This window comes from Stenotrophomonas maltophilia, assembly GCF_002799245.1.
GTDB lineage: Bacteria > Pseudomonadota > Gammaproteobacteria > Xanthomonadales > Xanthomonadaceae > Stenotrophomonas > Stenotrophomonas maltophilia_S.
The window spans coordinates 18,292-41,930 of record NZ_NEQV01000006.1; the positions used below are offsets into that span (position 1 = coordinate 18,292).

Genomic DNA, 23,639 nt, shown 5'->3' on the forward strand with positions numbered 1-23,639 from the left:
ACGCGCTACTGCGCGAGCGGATTCTGCGCCACTTCGATCCGCGCATGCAGCGCCTGCAGCTGCGCGGCCGTCTCGTTGAACACCTGCAGATCGGCATCGACCAGCGCCGGCCAATCCGGTGCATGGCCCAGCAGCTGCGCCACCTGCTCGTTCGGCGCACGATCGAAGCCTTCGCCAAGCACGGCAAGGTAGCGCTGGCGGAATTCCTCCGGGTCGCGCTGGTCCTGCACATAGAGCTGTACCGCCAACAGCCCCGCATACAGGTAATTCACCAGGTAGTTCGGGTCGTCATACATCAGGCGCTTGCCGATCCAGCCATTGCGCAGCTGCGGGTAGCGCTCCGGCTGCTGGCCGAAGCGTGCCAGCACCTGGCCGGTCAGCACGTCCAGATCGTCGGCGGTCCCCAGTGTGCCGGCGGCCACGCCCTGGTAGATCGACTGCTCCAGCTGCGCTTCCTCGGATGAAGTGAACAGCTGCAGCACCATGTCGTCCAGCAGCGACTTCAGGTAATAGGCCTTGGCCCGCGGGTCCTGCGCCTGCCGGTACAGCTGGTCGCGGAAGCGCAGTTCGTTGTAGATGGCGAAGGCCTCGGTCAACCAAGGGCTGCCATTGCGCTGCAGCGGCGATGCCTGGCCACGCTGCATCCACTCACCGTGGAGGGCGTGGCCGGCCTCATGCGCGATCTCGACGTCGCTCTCCAGATCGCCGCTGCGCACGCCGACAAACAGCATTGCCGGTGCGCCGGGTGCGTTCACCGGGAACGCATCCTGGCTGCGCTCACCACCCCCGGTGGCCAGGTCCATGCGGTGATTGGCCGGATCGAGCAGCGCGCGCAGCTCGGCGACGTATGCCGGCCCCAGGTGCTGCATGGCGTCGGCGGCGGTGTCGCGCAGCTGTGCCAGGGTCAGCACCGGCGGCGTGTAGCCGGTATCGGGCACCGTGGTATCCCAGATCTGCGGCGCGTCGATACCGGCGTGTGCGGCATGGCGCAGCAGCATGTCCTGGTAGGTGCGTCGATCCCCTGCATGGTGCTCGACCGCCAGCAACGTTGCGGCCACCGTCGATGCATCCAGGCCCATGTGCTGGTAGCCACGCGCCGGTGCGGAGCCGTCGCCCCGCAGGCGCGCAGCGGCATCGTTCACCTGCACCAGGCCCAGCAGCACCGAGGCCATCGGCTCACGGCGCGATTGCAGGCCCTGCCAGTACCCCTTCCAGCCCGCCTCGCGCACCGTGCGGTCTGGATGCTGGGCCAGTGCCTGCTTGTCACGCCCCGTGTCCCAGCGCCGCCCATCACGCTCGATCTGCGGGTACTCGGCCGTGCGCAGGATCTGCCCGCGCAGGCGCGCGAACCCGTCCAGCGCCGGATCAGCCAACGCATCCACCGCCTCATCCAGCACGGCATTGGCTGGGGCGGCGGCTTCCTTCAAGGCGCGCGTGCGCAGGAAGGCATACGGTGCGGCCCAGGCCGCGTCTGCGGGCGCCTCGCGCAGTGCGGCGCGACCGGTACGGGCAATGCGGCTGCACAGCCCCATCACCTGATCCAGCGCCTGCGCCGGGCGATGGTCGCGCGCGTTGCGGGCCGCCTGCAGGTGCAGGTAGCCGTGATGGCGCAGGCACTGCGCTTCCATGGCCTCGGCCTGCCGGAAGCGTTCCGCAGGTGCGATGCCTGCAGCATGCTGCAGGGCCTCCAGCTGCTTGCCCAACGCGTCACGCGCAGTCTGTTCGGCCGCGGCGTTGGCGAAGTAGGTGCGGTCATCAGCCTGCAGCGCCTCCGCGCGCAGGCCGGTGAAAGGCACCATCGCCAGCAGTACGGCAACGGCGCTGGTGGTGCGCATCCTGCGAATCTGCATCGGCCTCTCCCTGCCTGGATCAGGCCTCGAGCCTAGCAGGCGCTCCCCTACCCTGCCTGTGCCGGATCAGGCCTCAGATCGACTCATCCTCACGCTTGACCAGCGTCCAGCACGGCGTCTGCGCGAAGGTGTAGGTCTGCTGGTCGCTGCTGTCCGGCGTGCGGATCTGCACCTGGCGTTGCCCATCGGCCAGCGTGCTGACCTGCATCTCGCGGCCCTGCCCGGCCAAGGTGGAAGGATCGGGCATCACCGGCCACTCGACATCGGCCAGCGCCAGCCGGCTTTCCACCTTGCGCGGTTCCGGCTCGGCCTCGGCATCGATGTAGCTGTCCAGCAGTGGATCGGCGGTGGCCTTTTCCTGCAGCGTGATTTCGTTGCCGAAGTGCTTCAGGAAGGCGTCGAATTCCGGGTAGGGGCATTCGCTGCGGGCATGGACCGCCGTGGGCTCGACCGTTGCAGCGGTGGTCGCGGGCGCTGCCCTGGGTGGCGCCGCCGTGGCAGGCGCGGTCCCGGCAGGCGTAGCCTGCGGCGCCGGCGTGCACGCGACCAATGCCACACCACAGGCGAGCATCAGCAATGCAGCAGGACGGTATCGACACATGGGCTCATCCTGAATCCGGTCCGGTCGCCCCATGCTACCGCGCCCCCTACAATTCCGGCATTCCGCCTGTTCGAGAATTCCATGCACCGCCTCCTGCTCCTGATCGGCCTGCTGGTGCCTGCCCTGTGGCCGGCCGTGGCAATGGCCGTCGATATCCACGAGGGTGATCTTCTGTTCGTCACCGCCGGCCGCAGCGGTCTCAGTGCGGCCATCGACGATGCCACCGGAAAGCAGGGATCGCCCAGCTTCGATCACGTGGCCCTGGTCGCCGCCGCGCCGAAGGGCTGGGACGTGTTGCATGCCGACGAGAAGGGATCGCGCCGGCAATCGCTGGTCGAGTTCCGTCAGGACGCCCGGGCCAAGCAGCGGCAGATCGTGGTCTATCGCCTGCGCGCGCCGCAACCGGCAGCCATCAAGGATGCGGTCGCGACCGCACGCACGATGCTGGGCAAGCCGTACAACACGTCATACGTGTTGAACGAGGACAGCTACTACTGCTCGGACTTCATCGAGCGTGCGTTCCGTGCGCACCACGTTTTCACACTGCAACCGATGAACTTCCGCAACCCGCAGACCGGCGAGATCGCCCAGCACTGGGTCGATCTCTATCGCGGCATGGGCATGGAGGTGCCGCAGGATCAGCCCGGCACCAATCCGAACGACATGTCGGCGGCGACGGTGCTGCAGCGTATCGGCGTGCTGGAATAAGCCAAGCCCCGCGCAGGGCGGGGCTTGGACGGTCACACCACCTGCGCGGCCCGGTCATTCTTCTTCGTCGTGGCCGCCCTGCTGCTGGTTCTGGTTGCGCTTCTGCTGTTCCTGCTGCTGTTGCTGCTGCTGGTCGCGGCCACGACCCTGCTGCTGATCCTGCTGGTTCTGCTGGCCCTGTTGCTTCTGGTTCGGGTTCTGGTTCTGCTGTGCCATGTCCGTTCTCCGAAAGCCACGCGCGGGATGCGGTGGACGGGGCCATCGTCTGCAGCAAAGAGTTAATCGCGCGTTGGCGGACGGCTACACCTGTGTGTACGCGCGTGAATGAACGCGCACAGGCCCTTGCGGCACAAGCCACTGAAGGATTCATGCGGGTTCGGCATGTGTTCATGCCGATACACGGACCGCCCGCATTCATGGCGATCGCTGCCGGAAACACGCGCTGAACGCGGCTGGCTTCCCCGGTCGCGCAGAAAGCCAGCCCGGCATTCAGGGCATCACCGGCGGCACATACGCCAGGGTCATGCCCAGCAGCCACAGCAGGCCCAGCACCAGCGGGATGTGCACCAGCAGCTGGATGAAGGTGAAGCCCACGATGTCGCGCGCCTTCAGCCCCAGCACGCCCAGCAACGGCAGCATCCAGAACGGATTGATCAGGTTCGGCAGCGCTTCGGCCGCGTTGTAGACCTGCACCGCCCAGCCCAGGTGCGCCTTCAGTTCGTTGGCCGCCTGCATCACGTACGGCGCTTCGATGATCCACTTGCCGCCACCGGACGGCACGAAGAAGCCCAGCACCGCCGAGTAGACGCCCATCACCAGCGCGAACGAATCGGTGCTGGCCACGTGCACGAACAGGCTCGACAGCCGGTGTGCGAGGGTCTGCCCATCACCGCCGGCGGCGTGGGTCAGGATCATCGCGATGCCGCCGTACAGCGGGAACTGGATCAGCACGCCGGTGGTGCTCGGCACCGCCTTGGCCACCGCGTTGAGGAAGCTGCGCGGGCGCCAGTGCAGCAGCAGGCCCAGCGAAATGAACAGGAAGTTGTAGGTGTTGAGGTTGGCGATGGCGGTGATCACCGGCTTGTTGGCGAACTCGTTGAACAGCCAACCGAATGCCAGCAGCGAGAGCAGCACGGTCAGCAGCGGGCTGTACTCCAGCCATTCGCCCGGGCGCGTGCGTCGCTGCAGCGGTTCCGGCTCGGCCTGCGCAGCGCCGGGGAATTCCTCGGCAGTACGTGCGCTGCCGGCCGCCGGTGCGGTCAGCCAGGCGATCAGCAGTGAGACCAGGATCAGCACCGAGGTCAGCGCGATCGACTGCCACAGGAAGATGGTTTCGGTGAACGGCAGAACGCCGGTGATTTCGACCAGCCCTGGCGGCATGCTGGCCGGGTTGGCCTGCAGCTGTGCGGCCGACGAACTCAGGCCCATTGCCCACACCGCGCCCAGACCCAGGTAGGCCGAAGCACCGGCCGCGCGATAGTCCATGCGCAGCTCGGTACGGCGTGCCAGCGCGCGTACCAGCAGGCCACCGAACACCAGCGAGAAACCCCAGCTGAGCAGCGAGGCGAGCATGCTGACCAGGCCCACGTACACCACCGCGCCACGGCCGGTGCGCGGCACCCGGGCCAGGAAATCGATGAAGCGCGCAACGATCGGCGCGGTCGCTACGGCGTATCCGCCGATGACCACGAAGGCCATCTGCATGGTGAAGGGAATCAGGCTCCAGAAGCCGTCACCGAAGGCGCTGGCGGTGGCCTGCGGGGTCGAGCCGAAGCCCGTCGCGGCCAGCGCGACGATGACTACGCCCAGCACCGCGAACACATACGCATCGGGGAACCACTTTTCCGCCCAGGCGGCCGAGCGCAGCGCTGCGCGCGCCATCCAGCCGTCCTGTACTGCTGCCGTCGAGGCCATCGCCTACCCTCCCAGGTTCGATGGCCCGATTCTGGGCGGTAGGTTGCGGGCTGTCTGCCACCTATTGGTCGTAGGTGGCGGAAGGCCCGGCGCTGTGCGCCGCCGCCCGAGCATGGGCTCGGGCGCTACAGAAGCACTGTCAGCTGTAGAGCCGAGCCTACGCTCGGCTGCGCTTCTCAACGCAGCGCCAGGTCCACGGCGATGCCGGCGAACAGCGCGGCACCCACCCAGTTGTTGTGCAGGAATGCCTTGAAGCACGGGCCGCGCTCGCGGGTGCGGCAGATCCAGAACTCGTAGACCACCAGCACCGTGGCCACGGCCACGCCAGCCAGGTAGTAACCGCCCAGCCCGCCACGCACGCCCACCAGCGCCATGGTGGCCAGGAACAGCGCGTACAGCACGCCCTGGATCACCAGATCGAGGTCGCCGAACAGGATCGCCGTGGAGTGCGAGCCCATCTTCAGGTCGTCCTCGCGGTCGACCATGGCGTACCAGGTGTCGTAGGCGGTGGACCACAGGATGTTGCCGGCGTACAGCAGCCAGCCCAGCATCGGCACTTCGCCCTGCACGGCGGCAAACGCCATCGGGATGCCCCAGCCGAACGACATGCCCAGGTAGACCTGCGGCAGGTGGGTGTAGCGCTTCAGGTAGGGGTAGCTGGCGGCCAGGAACACGCCGATGAAGCTCAGGCCGATGGTCAGGCCGTTCAGGGTCAGCACCAGGCCGAACGCCACCAGCATCAGCACCGCGAACAGCGCCAGCGCGGCGCGGCCGCTGATCGCACCGGTGGCCAGCGGGCGCGCCTTGGTCCGCTCCACATGCGGGTCGAGCCAGCGGTCGGCGTAGTCGTTGATGACGCATCCGGCCGAGCGGGTCAGCCACACGCCAGCGGTGAACACGAACAGGGTCCACAGCGGCGGCAGGCCACCTGCGGCCAGCCACAACGCCCACCACGTGGGCCACAGCAGCAGCAGCGTGCCGATCGGGCGATCAGCGCGCATCAGACTCCAGTAATGCCGCCAACGCGGCGTCGCCGGCGACTGCGGCGAAGTGAGGGGGGTATCAGCCATGGCGATAGGATACTCCTGCCCCTCCGGCAGGGCTTTGCCCGTGGGGGGAGATTTGTTCGGCGAAACTGGATAGAATGCCGGTCCCGCACCGCCTCATGGCGCTGCGATGCCCGCCCCGGCACTGGTCGGTGGCGCGGCGGTTCTACAACGCGCCCGTAGCTCAGCCGGATAGAGTAGTGGCTTCCGAAGCCATTGGTCGGGGGTTCGAATCCCTCCGGGCGCGCCATCTTCCCTGCTTGTTGCCTGCACGCCGCCAGCCCACGCTGGACGTTGCCGCGTGCTTCATCAACACTGCGCGCATGACGCCACCGGATCTGCTGAAGCTGGCGGCGGGTGCCGCAATTCTGGGCCTGGCCGTGTTGTCCACCGGAGTGAGCTACGGCCGCACTCGGGGTGGCCACCTGCTCACCACGTTCTTCGCCTGTTTCGCTGCGGCCAATCTGTTCGGACTGGTGCTGCTGGGTGGCCAGGCCTGGTTGTCGCCCGACGCGGTGCGCTGGCTGCGCGTCATCGAAGTGCCATTGGTCTATCTGCTCGGTCCGCTGCTGTACGGCCACGCGCGTGCGCTGCTGTCACCTGCGCCAGACCGCGCATCGTCGTTGCCGCTCGTGCATCTGCTGCCCGCCGTTCTCGCGTTGGTCATTTCCCTGTTGAACGCAGTCACGCATTTCGACGCCTCAGCGTGGGGCAATGTGCTGTTCCAGCTCAGCTTCCATGGCTGGCTGCTGCAGGGTGCGCCGTATCTGTTGGCCACGCTGTGGCTGTCACTGCACGCGCCTTCGGCCCAGCGCGGAAATGCAGTCAAGCGTACCGGGCTTTGCGGGCTGGCCGTGGTGATGGCGGGCTGCTGGCTGGCCAGCGCGATGAACCGATGGCCGCCGGATGCAGTTCCGCTGCTGGTCAGCATCGTGCTTAGTCTCGTGACCACCGTGGGCATGTACCTGCTGGCGTGCCGGGTGGTGCGCCAGCACCTGCGCGCGCCAGTGAGCATCGCAGCACCGGGCATGGGGAATCCCGTCCCTGCTCCCAACGAAGACGTCGCCGTCGCACGCTACGAGCGCTCGGGCGTCGACGCAACGCAGTGCGCGGCCATCGCCAGCGCGTTGACCGCATTGATGCAGGACGAACGCCTGCATGAGGCCCCGGGACTCGATCTCCAGGCCTTGAGCCAGCACAGCGGCTGGTCACCCAACCAGGTCTCGCAGGCGCTCAACCAGGGCCTGGGCCAGAGCTTCTCCGAGTTCGTCACCGGTTTCCGCATCACGGCCGCGAAGTCCTTCCTTTCCGACCCGGCGGACCCACGTAGCGTGCTGGACATCGGCCTGGCCGCCGGCTTCGGCAGCAAGTCCACCTTCAACAGCGCGTTCAAGCGCGCCACCGGGCAGACGCCCAGCGAGTACCGCCGCAGTCGCGCCACGTCCGGCTGAACGTCCAATCCTTCACGCCCGGTCGAATATCCCCCGTCCCTGCGCTGCCATCAGCCTCCGACCCAACGAAGGAGGTGAAGCAATGCGTTTGCGATGGATGCTATGCGGCCTGCTGTGGATGCTGGCGGTTCCAGTACAGGCCGCGGTGGTGGATGCCGCCGATGTGCTTGCCAGGGCTCACGCAGCCAGTGGCGGCGACCGCTGGCAGGCGACACAGCGCCTGCAGGCGCAGGGCGAGCAGTCGGTGGGCGGCCTGCACGGGCGCTGGCAGCTCAACCAGGACCTGCGCGCCGGGCGCTATGTGGAACAGGCGCAGCTGGGGGACTTCAGCGTCGCGCAGGGCTTTGACGGGCAACGGTCCTGGCGGCGCGACTACGGCGGCGAGGTCGGCCTGCTGGATGGCACCGTGCCGCGCCGGGCAGCGCGCACGCAGTCGTGGCTGGCCACGCGCGCCTATTGGTCCAGCGGCTATCCAGCGACGCGCTTCACCACGCCCCGCAGCGACACGCTGGACGGCCGGCGCTACACCGTCCTGGCCACCACGCCGGAGGGCGCCGACCCGATCGAGCTCTGGTTCGACACAGGCAGCGGCCTGCTCGGCCGCGTGGTCATTGCATCCGCTCGCACCCCCACCGCCACCGCACTGGAGGACTACCGGGCGGTCGATGGCCTGCTGCTGCCCCATCGCATCATCACCGACACCCTCGATGCGCAGGGCCGTGCCGATCCACGGTTGCGCAGCGACGTGCGCGTGCGGCACTACCTGGTGGATGGCCCGGCGCCGGACACGCGGTATGCACCCCCGGCGATGGCCCACGACAGCTACATCGACGATGCCAGCGGCACCACGCGCGTTCCGTTCGACCTGATCAACAACCATGTGTACATCGAGGCCGAAGTGGACGGCCAGCCCGCGCGATTCCTGGTCGACACGGGTGCCATCAACCTGCTCACCCCCACCGCCGCCAAGCGCTTGGGGCTGACCGCCACGGGCCGTCTGAGCGTGCATGGTGCCGGCGACAACGCCAGCGACCTGGGCCTGGCACAGGCCCGCCACCTGCGCATCGGTGGCGCGCACCTTGCCAACCCGGTGTTCCACATCATCGATCTCGGCCAGCAGATCAACTCGATGGGTGTGCCGCATGATGGCTTCATCGGCTACGAGACATTCCTGCGCTTCGTCACCACCTTCGACTATGGTGCCCGGATCCTCAGCTTTACCCGTCGCGGCCAGTACCAGCCGCCCGCCAACGCGGTGATGCTGCCGTTCGAACAGGACGACCGTGCACCGGTACTCAACGGGGAGCTGGATGGCATCCCGCTGCGGCTGTGGCTGGACACCGGCTCACGCAATTCTCTGAGCCTGAGCAGCCCGTTCGTGCGCGCACATGGACTGCTGGAAAAGTACCAGGCCAGTGAGGAGGCAGTGCTTGGATGGGGCCTCGGTGGCCCGGGACGCGCGCGACCGGCCCGGCTTGGTGTGCTGCGCATGGGCAGCATCGAGGTCACCGGCCTGGTGGGGGATCTGTCCACCACGGACAAGGGTGCACTGGCCCTGGCCGACTATGGCGCGATTCTCGGTGGCGGCGTGCTGCGGCGCTTCTCCATGGGCATCGACTACGATGCCAAGCGCCTCTATCTGGTACCCAATGCCGAAAGCACGCAGGCCGATGCCTTCGACCGCAGCGGGCTGTGGCTGCAGGCCGAACACGATGCACTGCGTGTGGCCGATGTGGCGCCGTCCAGCGCCGGTGCACGCGCCGGGCTGCGCAGGGATGATCGCATCGTCATGATTTCAGGCGAGCCGATTGCCACGCGGATGCTGGCGGACTGGCGGGCGCTGTTGCGTGAGCGTCCGGTTGGGACGCGCGTGGGCATCCGTTATCTGCGCGATGGCCAGCAGGTGGATACCGAGCTGGTGCTGGCGGACCGGGTGGCTGCGGGTTGGCGTGCCGATTGAGATCGTGCTGACCGCTGTGGGGCACCCGCTGTACATGCGGCGGGTGCTGCTGGACGAGGGTGACCGTGAATCTCGCACACTCGCGGGAACGTCAGGGGATGAATGACGCGGAGCGATGTTCGCAACCGGCTGCATCCCGTACCAAGATGGAGTACTCCGTGTCCGCGCTGGATTGGCCGGGCAGGAACACGCCATCACCATCGAACAGAACGCTCTGCTGTTCACCCCGCCCGATCGACAGCCCGATCGCTCCCGGTGTGATTTCCTCAAGGATCACGTTGTAGGGCCGCCAGGCATCCTCGCCTGTGCGCCTCATCTCAGCGCGAGCGGTCCTTGAGTTCAACCTGCGTCTCTCATCCACCCACAGCTGAAGCGGCTGATCAGCGTTGTGGGTGATCTGGAAGCGCCCGTAGGTCAGTCCGTCGACTCTCTCGGTACCGACGTAGGTGAAATGGGCTGGCGGACACTTCGTGGTGCGTTTCGGATGCGCCACACAGGATGTCAGTGCAACCACGAGGCAAAAGGCAGTCAGGCGCTTCATGGGTTCGAGGCCTGATGTGGGTTGTTGTCGCGGCGGCATGCGACGGTGAGGGCAACCAGCACTACGCCCCAGAGCGGCGTGAGCAGCACGACGCTCATCACCGTCAGCGAAACCGGTACCTGCCAGAGCAGCGATGGCCTGAATCCGCTGAATCTATAGGCTTCCAGTACAAGCACCACGACCTGGGCCAGAAGGCCCGCGAGCAGCCCCAAGCCAGCCCCCTTGGCAAACCGCCTGATCGTCAGGCGGCCAGCGGCGGGAACCCGTGCGCCAATTCCCAGCAACAGAAGGCTGACGGCATACAGCCAGAAGAAAACTTGATGTGAGTCGAAGGCGTAAAGCGCCCTGCCCACAAAGTGCAGGAACAGCCAGAGTGCTCCACACGACACCGCGTAGGCCAGCCCGTACCGAAGAATCTGCCTGGCTTTCATCTTGTACCTCTCCGAGGGCGTGCAGGCCGATCGCGTTCTTTTGTGGAGGAGCGCGGGAGCTCATGCACCTTGCCTCCCGCTTGGCGCCCTACTCGCGCAACGCATCGCGCAGTGCTCGAGAGTACCTGCCTGCCTCCAGCGTTCGCAGCTGGGCTAGTGGAATCCGATACCTCCTGAACAGTGCGGCCAGTTCCCAGACCTCCTCCTCCAGAACTGCATCTGGATCCAGAGGTAGATAGATGACATCCCCTCTGCCGACTACATTCCCGATGCAGCCGATTCGACCGATCCACTCGAAGAAGAACCGTTCATCCTGTTGAGAAAAGAAAATTACCCTTTTCGCTTCAAGCTCCATGGCAAATCACCGTCCATTCAACCAAGTCATTTGAATGACCCGCCCCATTCCAGCCTTTGCGCTGATTACTCTGGAGCAGCGACAACGAACAGAGCTGTCAACGCGCTGCAGAACATCCTGAGAAGACACTGGTGGGCTTCTTCTTCAAGCTCACAGCGTCCACGCGGCGCATGGGAGGCTCCGGCACCTGCACGCATATCTGCAATCACACTTCTTCACTCAACCTCCCCCCTATCTCGTAGAGGAGGCAGGCCAGGGCGGAAAGATGATAGGCCAGTGGTTCCTGCTGCCCCAATGCGACTCTTTGAATATCAGAGTAGTCATCGAAAAGACTTCCAACTTCAAGCTCCACCCGCTCACCGCCCATGGAGTGGCGTTCCGACCATGGCACCACGCGGTAGAACACGTCCTCCACTTCAATCTCTTGCAAGCCCCTGGAGCGGAGCTCGTCGAACAATACTGATGAGACCTTTTCCAAGGCGCCCAAATTCATCTTCATGCTAGACGCCAAATTCGAATTTCATAAGGCCAGGGTGGCACTGAAAAGAAGATCGCGACTGCCGCCCCACAGCGGGCATCTGCGCCCCGTAACAGTGGGGGTCATACGGAGAATATCTGAAAATCACTATCTGCATATTTCCCGCGCCCTGCCGAGAACGGCCGCACTTGCCCGTCCGACTTCGAGCTTCCGTATCAATCCAGCACATTCAGGCCGATCCCCAGTTTTCGCTCCATAGATCACGGGCTCACCCTTCCTATCTACTCCATCCAAATAGAGCACTGCGCAATCACCAGCGATCGTACCAATGCGCACCGCACGAACCTTCTCGATACTGGCGTCTGGACCGGCTGCACCCTCGCACATCCCACCGTAGTACGCACTACTCAGCTCAGCGCAGATGGGTTTCAGCTGCAGCTCCCCTAACCGGTCATCCTCGCATCCGCTCAGGGCGAGCACGCAGACGGACGCGAAAGACAAAGCGCGTAGGAAGAAGCCTCTGGCATCGAGAGAACTCCTGAGCAACCTCGATTTCATCTGACTGCTTTCCATTAGCTCCCCAGAACAATCTGCTCGAACGCATTGGTCGCGCTGCGCAGTTCCCCCTTGCGGTTGCCGAACACGCCATTGGTCGCACACCTGGCGTCATCCGCCAAGCAGTAGGCGGAGCTCGACGCTTCAGCGCACTATAGCGCCGCCGAGCATCGACCGAATACGTTGGCGGGCTTCTCCCGAAGGCTCACGGCAACCACCCGTTGCTTCTGCTCACCGCAGCCCCCCATCACCCCGTACATGATGAGAAGTCCCTTGTCGTTGACATAGCCGATGAACTTGCCCCTGCTTTCATCCGAAGCGGCCCTGACGAGATAGACGCTCTCCCCCGGCGCTGGCTTCAGGTCACTCAACGGCATTGGACCGATCTTCGCTTCAACCTCTGATGCCGATACCACGACCAGCAAATGCTCCAACATCCACTTCGCAATGGCTGCTTCACCATCAGGATCAAGCGTGGAAATGCGGTCAAGCGGCAGAGTCGTTGAATTGCCAGGGAAAATCGCACCGGACGAAACATCTACCCAGTCCGACTTCCATTCCGTATGTTGAAACTGGTGAATGCTGCAGCCTCCTAGCATTGGCAAGAGCAGCACCGCTGCACGCAAGATGCCAGCCTTCGGCATGGACATCAGAGCTCCAGAAGGGGCCGGCCATATTCTAAGTGCCATCTGCAACCCGTTCTGCAAAACGATCCAGGAACTGTACCTCGTGCCCAAGATGGTATGTCATCTCTTGACTTCCCTATCATGGGCTGGCGCTTGGCGTATCGCTACGCTGCTCCGGGTTTGCGGCAGCGTGCGTAGTCGAAGCACCCGGCCTGCGCGCATAGCTGTAATCGGGATCCCGGCAGGCGCGCACGATCGGACTTCGTGCGTGCCTGATCATGCCCGGGAACCAGCACAGCACCAGCACTACCAGACAGATCATGCCCAGCCGTGCCCATTCACCCGCGACACTGGCCCCGATCAGCGGCAATGCCGCCACCAGGACGATGACCTGTGTGTACAGAAGATAGAGCGTGTACGTGCCCAACCGCGGGTCTGAACGAAGCTCGACGCGACACCCCTGGCAGGACGTCTTCGCTTGACGCCTTCCAGCAGATCCCAGCGGAAAGCGCTGCCCGCTAGCGCCACAAAGTGGGCAGACAAAGGTCATCAGGCGCATCGGTAGAGCCTCTTTTCAGAAATTTCCATCACCAGGCTCCATCTGCGGCGTCGACCATACGCACGACATCATCAAACCTCGGGTCCTGGCACATCATTTCCAGTGGTGTCCGATCAAGCTCATTCCCTGCGTGTGGGTCTGCACCACACCAGAGGAGATAGGCCGCTGCCGCGACGCTGCCATGTGCCACCGCGCTTGCCAGCGGCGTCAGATCAAGATCACCACGCACATCGATGTTGGTCACGAAGGGCATCAATGCGCTGAGGAGGGCCACATCGTTGTAATAGGCCACCACATGCAGGGGCGTGTCCTCATAGGCTCCTTGGGTGTCCGGACAAGTCAGCACCGTATCGCCGAAGTCAGTGTCGACACCGAGCCGGGGAAGCAGTTCGCTGAGTACAGGATCGATGATGTTCATCGGGCTGCACGCACGGTAGGGCCCGTTGCGTTGGCCCGATGGTGGTCCGTCCTGTAATCCATCTCTCCGTCAGCTCTCTGCCGGCCCACATGACCCACAGCCCGTCCCAGTTCAAGCCAAGCGGTGAGTGCGCCGTGGAGCGATGCCCTCAACTGATCACTCCGCACTCACGATGGATTTGCGTAGAAATGAAAATTCCCTCCCCATCCGGCGTATCCATCTGCTGTTGCCCCCGTGATCGATAGCTCGATCGCCCCGGGAAGCTCTGCTCAAGAATCATGATTTGACAGGAATCAACCGGCCTTCCCAAGTGCCCTCTACCAGAAGTGCAATCTCCGCACCGACAGAGGCCTCAATGAAGACCAAGGTGTCGCCATCGACGATTTCCCGGGCAGCCACTGGGTCTAAACCAAGGAGGAAGCAACACCGCTGGAACTCAAAGGAATCATCCTTTCGATTGAAGACCTTAAGATCGAGCACGACATTCTGGCTAGAGAAACCATCAATGCTCGCTTTTCTGACTCGACCAAAGACTAAATCATAGGATCCCTGCGAAGAATCATCAAACAGAGAAACGGTCACACCTGACACCGGATCAAGACGAATTCCAGCCAACTGGAAATCATGAATATCAATACTCATAGGCTCACCTCTTCGGCCAATCACTTACCGGAACCCCCGATTTTCTGACCCCACTTTCCCATTCGTGAACATGTGGATTTCCTTGGCCATGATCGTGCCCTCTGTCCACGTCGAACTTGGGACTTCCATCGTCCCCATAGTAACGAGACTGTTTGCCTGTCGGGTGATCTGACCATGTATTCGGCTCACCACTCGCCGGCAAGCCGCGCTGGCCCGGAATTGGACAAGCTGAGCCATCCTCACTCTTGTTCATCATCAACCCAGGGAAGACAAGGTCCTTGGATTTCGACAACGCAATGAGTGCATTGGCCACGATCGATTCTGCAATTTTCTCTGGATAGATATATAACCCAGGCGGTTCGTTGCGACCGTAATTGGGAAGGTCCGGGTTTTGCTGCTGGAGCTGACCGTCTCCGCCCCCGTAGTAGCCTGCTGGGGGCGAGCGGACGGCACGGGCAATCGAAGACTGCAACCCAAATGGGTCCAGGAACGATGCAACATTGGAGTTCGCGTACGCGTAACTACCAACCCCCCCATCAGCCCGATCGGATCACTCTGCGAATAGCGCCCCACAGCCGGGTCATACTCGCGCTGATAGTTGTAGAACAACCCACTCGCATCCGTGGCCTGCTGGCCCGGGAAGCGCAGCGCCAGTTCGAACGCCACACCATCCCCGTCCGGGTCTGCACTCGGAATCTGGTTGCCGAACACCTCGCTCTTGTTGCTCCACTCCCAGATCGAGACATTCCGCACCGGATCGATCACCACGCGCGGCGTGCCCAGATGATCCGGCTGCACGTAGGCCAGCTCCGGCACGCCGGTGCCAGGCACGTTGATCAGCGCCACCGGGTAGTTGTCCAGCCAGATCGCCTGCTGCTGCGCCTGGCCCGTGGCCGAGTAGTTGCCCAGCCACTGCCCTGCTTCGTCATACAGGGTGATCTTCGCTGCGCCACTAGCCGGGGTACGCAGTACGCGTTCACCGCGATGGTTGTAGCTGTAGCTTTCCAGCACCGCACTGCCCTGCTTCACCGCGTTCATGCGGTTGGCATCGTTGTAGGTGAACGTCTTGCTGCCGATGCTGGTGGTGTTGCCCACCGCGTCATGGTTGCGCGCTTCGCCATCCACCGCAGTCAAGCGATGGCTGGTTGCGGGATAGGTGTAGCTGGCGGTGCCTGCCGAGGTGGTCAGCGCAGTGCGATTGCCGGTGGCGTCGTAGGCATAGGTTTCGATCGGCGTGCCGGTCGTACCGTCCTGGGTCTGGGTCAGGCGGCCCAGCGTGTCGTAGGCGTACTTGGCCAGCACCGTCGAGCCTGTGCCGTTCTTCAGTTCGGTGATCGAACCGACCGGGTCATAGCCATAGCCCAGCGACAGGCCGCCTGCGGCCGGGTCATGCACCGCCTGCGGGCGATAGTCCAGATCCAGCGGACGCTGCAGCTGGCGGCCATTGCCGTAGGTCCAGCCAGTGGCCGGGCCGAAGGCCGCGTAGGTCACGTTGTTCACCACGATCTGGCGCGCCTGGCCGGTTCGGGTCAGGCCGATCTGGCTGATGCGGCCCTGAGTATCGCGCACGTAGTCGGCCACGGTGCCGTCGGGGTAGGTCAACTCGGTCAGGCGACCCGACTTGCTGTAGGCATAGCGCAGCGTGCTGACGACACCATTGACGGTCTGCACCTTGCGGGTGACCTGCCCGAAGCGGTCATGGCAGTACTGGGTGCTGCCATTGGCGTGCAGCACCTGCCCCAGACGCCCCTTGGCGAAGCGCTCGTCTGCGGCGCAGGCTGCTGGCGCCACGTCATAGCTGTAGCCCACATCCAGATTTGGGTCTGGATAGGCGATGCCGATCAGGCGGTTGAGTGCATCGTAGTGATAGGTCGCGGTGACGCCGCGCGCATCGGTGGCCGTCTTGCGGTTGCCGGCTGCGTCCAAGGTGAAGCTGCTGGCGCCACTGTCCGGGCTGACCTGTCCAGTCAGATCGCCGAAGCCGTTGTAGGCGTAGGTGGTATGCAGGCCCTTCGGGTCGGTGACCTGGGTGAGCTGATCCAGCGCGTTGTACTGGCTGCGGATCTCCGCCGCCACGCCACCCACGTCCTGCAGGGTCTGGGCCAGGCGGTTCAGCGGGTCGTACTGCTGGCTGGTCACCCGCTGCAAGGCGTCGGTCACGGTCTGCGGGTTGCCGTTGGCATCGTAGGCAAAGCCGGTAGCGTGGTTGCCCGCGTCCTTCAGCGCGGTCAGCTGGCCGAGCGTGTTGAAGGTCCGTGCCAGGGTGCGGCGCAGGGTGCCGCCGGTATCCAGCGGGTCTTCCTTGAGGCGGTTGCCGGCGTTGTCCAACGCATAGTGAATGGTGTTGCCCGCACTGTCCGCGATGTCCGTCAGCCGCTGAGCGGCGTCGTAGACATAGGTAACGCTGCTGCCATCAGGCTCGGTGACCTGTTGCACCCGGCCGGTCGGCCAGTAGCTGATCTGGGTCACCCGGTCCTCGGCTGTGGTGACACCGCGCACGGTGACCGAGGTCGGCCAACCACGGGCGTGATAGGTGTAATCCGTCACCACGCCGTCGGCGTCCTTGACCGACAACGGCCGCCCGAACGCATCATAGGCCAAGTTCTCGATCGTCTGGCCCAGCGCATTGGTCACGCTGCGCAGGTCGCCCTTGCGGTAGCTGCAGGCACCATTGGCCGCGCATCCCGCGTCGTCCGCGGTGTAGTAGGCATAGGTGGACACATCCGCCACATCACTACGCGGGCCATCCACGCTACGCAGCAGTCCCACCCGCGGGCACTCCGGCCCTTCGGCCTCACAGTAGGTCTGCGTGGTGATGCGGGTGTCACCGGTCACCATGTCGCGCACGGTGATGGTGGTTGGCTGGAGGCGCGCATTGCGTGCGATGCGGATCTCACGGTTGCCGACGGTCTGCTGCACCAGCCGATTACTGTCCATGGCTACGCGCGTCTCGCTGACGCGCTGGTCCGAAGTACCGGCCGCTTCTGTGGTGGTGGTCACGCTCACAGTGCCTGCGGCAGGATCGCTGGCCTCGGCATAGGCATACTGGGTGACAACGCCACGGCGGTCGGTCACCGACTGCAGCCGACGCCGGAAATCGGTGCCCTCGGGCAAATAGGTCCGACTGATGCTGCCATTGCTCTCGGTGATGCCATTGACCTTGCGCGGAAGGCCGCTGGCGCCGCTGGCGGTCAAGGCGTAGGTGCTCTGCTTGCCCAGTGCATCGGTGACGATGGTAGTGCCCGCCGGGGTGTACTCCAGGCGCACGCCATCAATGCCCACGTCGGCCTGGCTGCAATCGCCGGAATGGCGGCTGCAGGTGACCCGCCCCTTGGCGTCGTAGCCGAACCAGCTGTAGCGCTGCATGTCTTCGGCGGTCACGCCGGTCAGATACCCCGGGAAGCGTGTGTCCTCATAGTGGTACGTACGGCTGGCGCCATCTGCATAGGTCGCAGTGGTCAGCTCGCCAGCAGGAGAGTACGTGTAGCTCACCACGGGCTGGCCAGCGACCACCAGTGCAGAGATCAATGAATCGTCACCCGGCGCGAGGTACTGGACGTCCATGCGCCGACCGGTTGAATGGGTGATGGTGAGCAGACGGCTACGACTGTCATATGCGTAGCTCAGCGAAGTTCCGTCTTCGAAATCGCGGCGCTGCATCAGACCCGCAGCATCGAACAGGATGCGCTGCCCAGCACGTGAAAGCTGCCAATTGGTGCCCTGCTGGACAGCGCGATCACCGCTTCCGTCCATGGCTTCGTAGCCTGCTCCCACCTTCTGGAATGCCGTCTGCCCGCCATCGGCGCCGACCAGCCCAACTTTCAGCTCGGGGCTGGGAGGGAAGGTGGAATCGTCTACGCCTGCGGTAAGCCGCAGATTGTGGGAATGGGTCCAGCCCGTACCCAACGCGCCGCCCGCCGTGCTTGTCAGGGAGTGATAGTGGCGTTGGAAGCTCACCCATCCAAGGTTGAAATCCGGCTCAGGCTGGGATTTATCGCCAGTGGTCGGATCACACGGGTTACCAACAGGACACTGCTGCTGCGGCAGCGGCCCGCTTGTGTAGGAGAGCATGGGCGACATGTGCGGCTCGTCCTGCTGGACCAGTGAGCACATCTGCAGGGCCTCATTCCACGTCAGGGACGGTCGATTCGGACAAAGCGCCGTTCTGGCCCGGCGCACACGCTCCCACCCCACTATCGACGAGCATTCTTGAGTGCTCTGATGATAGAAGTTCAAGGTGTAATGGAAATCCTTCTCCTCGTTGGTGACGCTACCGTCGTCGCCCCTGCCAAGTCCAAGGAGCTCCACCCAAGGATCCTCCGTGAGTGAAGTCGCCGGGCACTGCGGGTCGCTGACGCGGGCAGCGAGGATCACGCTACGAATCTGATCTTCGGATGAGTACTCCTGCCCTGAGTGGATGTAGACCCAGTCGGTAGTAACGATCTTCTCGGGTCTCACCCGGTAATCGTAGATGACCTTCTTTCCAAGGACGCGTTGGCGTTTGACATGCCAATCGAAGGGTTTGTCCTTTTCGTACTGGGAAAAGAGCGACTTGATGTCCTTCTGCACCGCCGCTTCGGTGGCTCGCGGCTGGCCCATCGACAGGTAGCTCTCCCACTTCTTCTGCACCTCCTGCGCCTGCGCAGCCCCGGGAGCCAAGCTGCCCAGCGCGATCATCGCCAGTGCGGCATACGAAATGGTCTTCAGTCGTTCCAACATCCCTGTTCTCCTTCCTGGACGAACACAGCACCGGCAGGAACGAGAACGCGGGGCGGTTGCCTCACCACGTCATACTTCGGATCGTCCCTGGTCCGGAATGCGGTCTGACCGCATGGGGAACGTTATCTCCGATGTGGTTTACACATTCAAGTCAGAAAGTGTGGAATGGGTCGGATTTCAGAGTTTTCTGATGCAGGGGGGAGGCGTGTCGGAAATTCAGCCGAGCGTGGGCTCGGCTCTACAAGGCGAATGCCTCCAGAAACAGAAACACCGGGCTGTGCCCGGCGTCTCTGTCACAGCGTGGAAGGGTGTAAACCTCAATACTTCCCGTCGAACGCAAAAATCGGCTTGCGCTGCTTCCACGCACCAGCAGTAAAGTCCGGGAACTCCAGCGTCTGGAAGCTGTTGGCGATCGACTGCTCGCTCAACGGCGTGATCGCGCTCCACGTCACCGCGTCGTAGATGTCGATCGGCATCGGTGCCTTGGCCTTCAGCGCTTCGACAAACGCATGGATGACGAACCAGTCCATGCCACCGTGGCCGGCACTGGCGGCGGTATCGGCATTCTGCTTCCACAGCGGGTGCTCGTACTCGTCCTGGTACTTCTTGAACTCTTCCCACTGGTGCGGCGGGCTGCGGCCTTCGATGTGGATCGAGTGGTTCACATCCATCCACAGGCCATGGGTGCCCTGCACACGGAAGCCCATCGAGTACGGACGCGGCAGCGACGTATCGTGCTGCAGCAGGATGGTCTCGCCGTTCTCGCAGGCCAGCGTGGTGGTGACGATATCGCCCAGCTTGAACTTGACCTTGGTGCTGGGGTGGGTGGTGCCGCCACTCTTGGCCACGGTGTATTCGTGCAGGCCGCGGGCCTTGGTCGCGAAGGCATTGATGTGGGTGAAGCGGTTGCCACGGTTGATGCCGGTGTACATCGCGCACGGGCCGATGCCATGGCTGGGGTACAGCTCGCCGTTGCGCTCCACCGAATGTTCGGTGCGCCAGCGTGCTTCGCTCCAGCCCTTGGGACCGAATTCCACACCGCTGTCGTACGGCTGGTTCGGGTCGCCGGAATTGAACTTCACGCCGCGCAGATCGTGCTGGTATCCGGCCTGCAGATGCACCAGCTCGCCGAACAGGCCCTGGCGCACCATCTGCAGCGCGGCCATCACGTCGCGGCGGTAGCAGACGTTCTCCAGCAGCATGTACGGGGTGCCGGTGCTCAGCTGGGTCTTCAACACGTCCCAGTGATCCTGCAGGGTGATGCCGGCCACCACTTCGCAGCCCACCGCCACGCCGGCCTGCATCGCGGCAATCGCCATCGGCGCGTGGTATTCCCACGGCGTGGCAATGATCACGCCATCGATGCCCTTCTGTTCCAGCAGTCGCTTCCACGCATTGGCGTCGCGGTCCTGGCCATAGGTCTTCGGCGCCGGCTTGCCCGCCTTGGCCACCATTTCGGTGGCGCGGCCGAGCATGATCGGCTCGATATCGCAGACGGCGACCACTTCGACGTCGTCGCGGCGTACCAGTTCCTTCAGCAGCACCAGGCCACGCATGCCGGTACCGATCATGGCCAGGCGCACCTTGCGCCCGCGTGCCCAGGCCGGGGTCTGCGGCAGCAGGCTGCTGGCGGCGACAGCGGCACTGGCCGCGATGAATTCCCTACGCTTCATGGCAAACATCTCTCCTCTTGGCAGCGTGCCGGCCGCAGCCGGCACGCCAGGTCACGCAAACGGAATTACTTGAACCGGTAGCCGATGGTCACACTGTAACCACGACCAAAGATGGTTGCGTAGTCACTGGAGTCACCCAGGAAGCTGTTCGGGTCGTAGAACGGCAGGCGGTTGAACAGGTTCTTGACGGTGAAGCTCAGGTTCCACGCATCATCCGGGCGCCAGGTGACGCTCATGTTGGCGGTCCACCACGACGGTGCACCATCACACTTGCTCTTCTGCAGGGCCAGGTAGCCGCCGGTGCAGGTTTCCTTGTTGTTGCTCACTTCGTCGACCTGGTCGGTGGCCCACTTGGTGCCGCCCACGTAGTTGACGAACATGCTGGTGGTCACCTGCTTGTAGGTCCAGTCGGCATTGAGCGTGGCACGCAGGCGCGGGTTGTTGTAGTAGCCCACCACGTCGCCGTAGTACCAGCCGTTCTCCGCGTCCATGTAGAAGCGGTTGCGGTTGGCGATGGTGGCGGCCAGGCCGATGTTCAGGTTGCCCCAGTCGCCCAGCGAGAAGCGGCTGCGCGCGTCGATGTCGAAGCCGTCGATCAGCGTCTTGCCGCGGTTCTTGTACTGGCCGACCACGCTGGCCACGTTGCCGGCGGAGTATCCCGGCAGGTTCGCCGGGCAGCTCACACCACTGGCCGGATCGGCGCACATCGCCGCCAGCTGGGCCAGGTTGGCACGGTCACTGTCGGTGATCGGCGAGCGCGACATCGAGATGATGTCTTCCATGCGGCGATAGTCCGGCGCGACGATTTCGTTGTTGCGGTAGATGAACCAGTAGTCGGCCGACACCGACAGCCAGCTCGCCGGCTCGTAGACGAAGCCGAGGGTGGCGATCTTCGCCTTCTCCGGCTTCAGGTCCTTGTTCGGCTGGGTCATGCGGGCCACGGTGCGGCTGCAGTCGACGTTCAGCATGTTCTTGCCCAGATCGACATCGCCCGGCCGCTGCGACTTCAACAGCAGGTTGGCGATGGCGTTGGTCTCGTTGCAGCGCAGCTCGTCACGGAAGCCACCGAGCTGGGCGAACACGCCGCCGTTGCCGGACTCGGCCAGGCTCGGTGCGCGGAAACCGGTGGAGTAGGTACCGCGCAGCATCAGCTGGTCGAACGCCTGGTACTTGAAGCCGATCTTCGGTGCGACGTTGGCGCTGAAGTTCGGGTACTTGTCCACGCGCACCGCTGCGTCCAGTTCCAGCTTGTCGGTGATCGGTGCCACCGTTTCGGCGAACAGTGCGTAGGTGTTGCGCTTGCCGTCGAACCACGAGCCGCCCTGCTGGGAGATCAGGCCGTTGGCCGCATCGGCGTTGCCCGGGGTGTAGAAGGTTTCGCGGCTGGCGTTGAAGCCGAACGCGGCGCGCATCTCGCCGGCCGGCAGCTGGAACAGCGGGCCTTCGATCTTGCCGTCCAGGGTGTGCAGGCGGGTCCACGACTGGATGTCGAAGGTCGGGAACGCTTCACGGATCAATGCGGCGTTGGCTTCGCTGATCTCGCCGAACTTGTACGCCGGGTGATCGGAGATGATCACGCGGCCGGTGCCCGGATCGATCGTGTATGGCCCGAACGCCTTCTCGAAGCCCTTGGTGTTGACGTTGATCGTCTGATAGGTGGTGGAGTGGGTACCGGCGCTGGCGAAGGCGGTCTCCCAGTTCCAGTCACCCACATTGCCACGCGCGCCAGCCAACACGCGGTAGCTCTTGTCGGTGTTGCGCTGGCCGAAGTAGCTCGGGCCGGCATCCTGCAGCAGGTAGTTCAGGCCAACCACCCCACCCATCATCGCCTTCATTTCCGGGCTGGCGTGGTTGTACTCGTTGTTCGGGCCCAGGTACGGGTACAGGAACTGGTTGACGGTGTTGCCGGTGTTGCGCGAGAACCAGCTGGTCGGGTTGCCGGTGGTGGTGCCGTAGGTGCGCGGCGTGCCGCCGTTGGCGCGCAGGTCGATGTCGGTGTAGGTCGCCTCGGCGAAGATCTCCGTGCTGTCACCCACCAGGAAGGTACCGTTGAGGTAGGCGGTGTTGCGCTCGGATTTGGCGCCGGCATCGATCTCGTTGTTCATCCAGGTTTCCCAGACGCAACGCGGGCCGGCCGCTTCACTGGTCAGCACGTTCTTGCAGCCCGGCGCAGCTTCCTGCACGCGGCGGCCGGTGACCGGATCGAAGGCGAAGTAGCTGCCCGGGTTGAACTCGCCCGGCTTGCTGCCCACGCCCAGGCGCAGGTTGTTGAGGTAGTTCGGGTTGTTGACGTAGTACTGGTCGGGCCGCTTGTCGTAGAAATCGCTCAGCGGAATCGCGTCGCGGCGGTACATGTTGACCGCGCCGTAGATGTTGAAGCGGTTCTCGGTCAGGTCACCGAAGCCGGCGGTAATGCTGGCCTGGCGCTCGCCGTAGGAATCGATGCGTGAGGAGGTGTCGTTGGTGAAGCTGATCTCGGCGCCCTGGAAGTTGCGCTTGGTGATCACGTTGATCACGCCGGCCACCGCATCGGTGCCGTACACCGCCGAGGCACCGTCGGTCAGCACCTCCATGCGCTCGATGGCTGCGGCCGGGATCGCGTCGATGTTGACGAACTGGGTCTGGAAGCCGGCCGGTGCGCCGTAGTACGACAGGCGACGTCCGTTCAGCAGCACCAGCGTGCCCTGTGCGCCCAGGCCGCGCAGGTTGGCCTGCGAGGCACCATCGGAACCGGTGAACAGCGAGCGTGCATCCTGCTGCGCCGGGCGTGCGGCCGGCAGGTTGTCGAGCACCTGCAGCAGCGTGCGCGCACCCATGTTCTGGATGTCCTGCTTGCTGATCACCTGCACCGGCGAAGCGGTTTCAACGTCGGTGCGGCGGATGTTGGAACCGGTGACCTCGATACGGGCCAGGTCGGTGGCCTTGTCCTTGCTCTCCTGGGCAAGGGCAGGGGCAGCAATCGAGAACAGCGCGCCGGCGATGGCCAGCGTCAGCGGAGCGATCGAGCGACAGGGGGGGCGGTGGTGGCGGGCGGGCAACATCGGGGTTCTCTCCTGGCAGGGGTGCGGCGCAACTGAGTGAGCGCGTGGGCGTTCGGCGGGCAAAACGCTCC

The 23,639-nt window shown here is 64.2% G+C and carries 18 protein-coding genes, 1 tRNA gene and 1 pseudogene; 4 read left to right on the top strand and 16 right to left on the bottom strand.

Translation table 11 applies throughout. The features are described 5' to 3' along the window. Nucleotides 1–5 precede the first annotated feature (5 nt). The gene (locus B9Y64_RS17295; RefSeq protein ID WP_100441776.1) at nucleotides 6–1,850 is read right to left on the bottom strand and encodes a M3 family metallopeptidase; all 1,845 of its coding nucleotides are present in this window, start codon (nucleotides 1,848–1,850) and stop codon (nucleotides 6–8) included. Between the two features lie 73 nt (nucleotides 1,851–1,923). Then, nucleotides 1,924–2,451: a hypothetical protein gene (locus B9Y64_RS17300; protein WP_100441777.1), complete on the bottom strand. Its 528-nt coding sequence runs from the start codon at nucleotides 2,449–2,451 to the stop codon at nucleotides 1,924–1,926. Nucleotides 2,452–2,532: 81 nt separating this feature from the next. Here B9Y64_RS17300 and B9Y64_RS17305 point away from each other — a divergent pair, with 81 nt between their 5' ends. Further along, nucleotides 2,533–3,159 (top strand): YiiX/YebB-like N1pC/P60 family cysteine hydrolase, encoded by a 627-nt coding sequence (locus B9Y64_RS17305; protein WP_100441778.1) that lies wholly within the window; start codon nucleotides 2,533–2,535, stop codon nucleotides 3,157–3,159. Nucleotides 3,160–3,213: 54 nt separating this feature from the next. Here B9Y64_RS17305 and B9Y64_RS22170 read toward each other — a convergent pair whose 3' ends face one another. From B9Y64_RS22170 to ubiA, 3 genes are all read right to left on the bottom strand, one after another. Continuing rightward, nucleotides 3,214–3,375: a hypothetical protein gene (locus B9Y64_RS22170; protein ID WP_010482135.1), complete on the bottom strand. Its 162-nt coding sequence runs from the start codon at nucleotides 3,373–3,375 to the stop codon at nucleotides 3,214–3,216. 273 nt (nucleotides 3,376–3,648) lie between these two features. Next, nucleotides 3,649–5,073, bottom strand: a complete 1,425-nt coding sequence (locus B9Y64_RS17310) for a short-chain fatty acid transporter (RefSeq protein ID WP_100441779.1) — start codon at nucleotides 5,071–5,073, stop codon at nucleotides 3,649–3,651. Nucleotides 5,074–5,249: 176 nt separating this feature from the next. After that, a complete protein-coding gene (gene ubiA / locus B9Y64_RS17315; protein ID WP_100441780.1) occupies nucleotides 5,250–6,143 on the bottom strand; it encodes a 4-hydroxybenzoate octaprenyltransferase in 894 nt (297 codons plus the stop codon). A 149-nt stretch (nucleotides 6,144–6,292) separates the two neighbouring features. Between ubiA and B9Y64_RS17320 the strand changes: the two genes are divergently transcribed. The 3 genes from B9Y64_RS17320 (at nucleotide 6,293) to B9Y64_RS17330 (ending at nucleotide 9,530) form a co-directional block, all read left to right on the top strand. Further along, a tRNA-Arg gene (locus B9Y64_RS17320) sits at nucleotides 6,293–6,369 on the top strand. 10 nt (nucleotides 6,370–6,379) lie between these two features. Next, nucleotides 6,380–7,570 (top strand): helix-turn-helix domain-containing protein, encoded by a 1,191-nt coding sequence (locus B9Y64_RS17325; protein ID WP_238379933.1) that lies wholly within the window; start codon nucleotides 6,380–6,382, stop codon nucleotides 7,568–7,570. 82 nt (nucleotides 7,571–7,652) lie between these two features. Beyond that, the gene (locus tag B9Y64_RS17330) at nucleotides 7,653–9,530 is read left to right on the top strand and encodes an aspartyl protease family protein (protein WP_100441782.1); all 1,878 of its coding nucleotides are present in this window, start codon (nucleotides 7,653–7,655) and stop codon (nucleotides 9,528–9,530) included. Nucleotides 9,531–9,621: 91 nt separating this feature from the next. Here the strand turns inward: B9Y64_RS17330 and B9Y64_RS17335 are convergent, their stop codons facing one another. The 11 genes and pseudogenes from B9Y64_RS17335 to B9Y64_RS17385 all read right to left on the bottom strand — a co-directional run bounded on the left by B9Y64_RS17335 (nucleotide 9,622) and on the right by B9Y64_RS17385 (nucleotide 23,568). After that, entirely contained in the window at nucleotides 9,622–10,071 is a 450-nt protein-coding gene (locus B9Y64_RS17335; protein WP_100441783.1) for an adhesin, read from the bottom strand. Then, entirely contained in the window at nucleotides 10,068–10,502 is a 435-nt protein-coding gene (locus B9Y64_RS17340; RefSeq protein WP_100441784.1) for a hypothetical protein, read from the bottom strand. Before B9Y64_RS17340 ends, B9Y64_RS17335 begins: the two co-directional genes overlap by 4 nt. A gap of 88 nt (nucleotides 10,503–10,590) precedes the next feature. Next, nucleotides 10,591–10,857 (bottom strand): hypothetical protein, encoded by a 267-nt coding sequence (locus B9Y64_RS17345; protein WP_100441785.1) that lies wholly within the window; start codon nucleotides 10,855–10,857, stop codon nucleotides 10,591–10,593. Between the two features lie 205 nt (nucleotides 10,858–11,062). Beyond that, nucleotides 11,063–11,356, bottom strand: coding sequence for a hypothetical protein (locus B9Y64_RS17350; protein WP_100441786.1), 294 nt, complete (start codon nucleotides 11,354–11,356; stop codon nucleotides 11,063–11,065). 686 nt (nucleotides 11,357–12,042) lie between these two features. After that, nucleotides 12,043–12,540, bottom strand: a complete 498-nt coding sequence (locus B9Y64_RS17355; RefSeq protein ID WP_238379934.1) for a hypothetical protein — start codon at nucleotides 12,538–12,540, stop codon at nucleotides 12,043–12,045. A gap of 115 nt (nucleotides 12,541–12,655) precedes the next feature. Next, nucleotides 12,656–13,075: a hypothetical protein gene (locus tag B9Y64_RS17360; RefSeq protein WP_100441787.1), complete on the bottom strand. Its 420-nt coding sequence runs from the start codon at nucleotides 13,073–13,075 to the stop codon at nucleotides 12,656–12,658. A 28-nt stretch (nucleotides 13,076–13,103) separates the two neighbouring features. Continuing rightward, nucleotides 13,104–13,493 (bottom strand): ankyrin repeat domain-containing protein, encoded by a 390-nt coding sequence (locus B9Y64_RS17365; RefSeq protein ID WP_100441788.1) that lies wholly within the window; start codon nucleotides 13,491–13,493, stop codon nucleotides 13,104–13,106. Between the two features lie 276 nt (nucleotides 13,494–13,769). Continuing rightward, the gene (locus tag B9Y64_RS22020) at nucleotides 13,770–14,135 is read right to left on the bottom strand and encodes a hypothetical protein (RefSeq protein WP_157804536.1); all 366 of its coding nucleotides are present in this window, start codon (nucleotides 14,133–14,135) and stop codon (nucleotides 13,770–13,772) included. Between the two features lie 4 nt (nucleotides 14,136–14,139). After that, nucleotides 14,140–18,854: pseudogene (locus B9Y64_RS17375) on the bottom strand (RHS repeat-associated core domain-containing protein). 317 nt (nucleotides 18,855–19,171) lie between these two features. After that, on the bottom strand, nucleotides 19,172–20,527 hold the full coding sequence (locus tag B9Y64_RS17380; RefSeq protein WP_100441948.1) for a Gfo/Idh/MocA family protein: 1,356 nt from the start codon (nucleotides 20,525–20,527) through the stop codon (nucleotides 19,172–19,174). 65 nt (nucleotides 20,528–20,592) lie between these two features. Continuing rightward, complete coding sequence (locus tag B9Y64_RS17385) at nucleotides 20,593–23,568, bottom strand: TonB-dependent receptor (protein ID WP_100441790.1); 2,976 nt, start codon at nucleotides 23,566–23,568, stop codon at nucleotides 20,593–20,595. Between the last annotated feature and the right edge of the window lie 71 nt (nucleotides 23,569–23,639).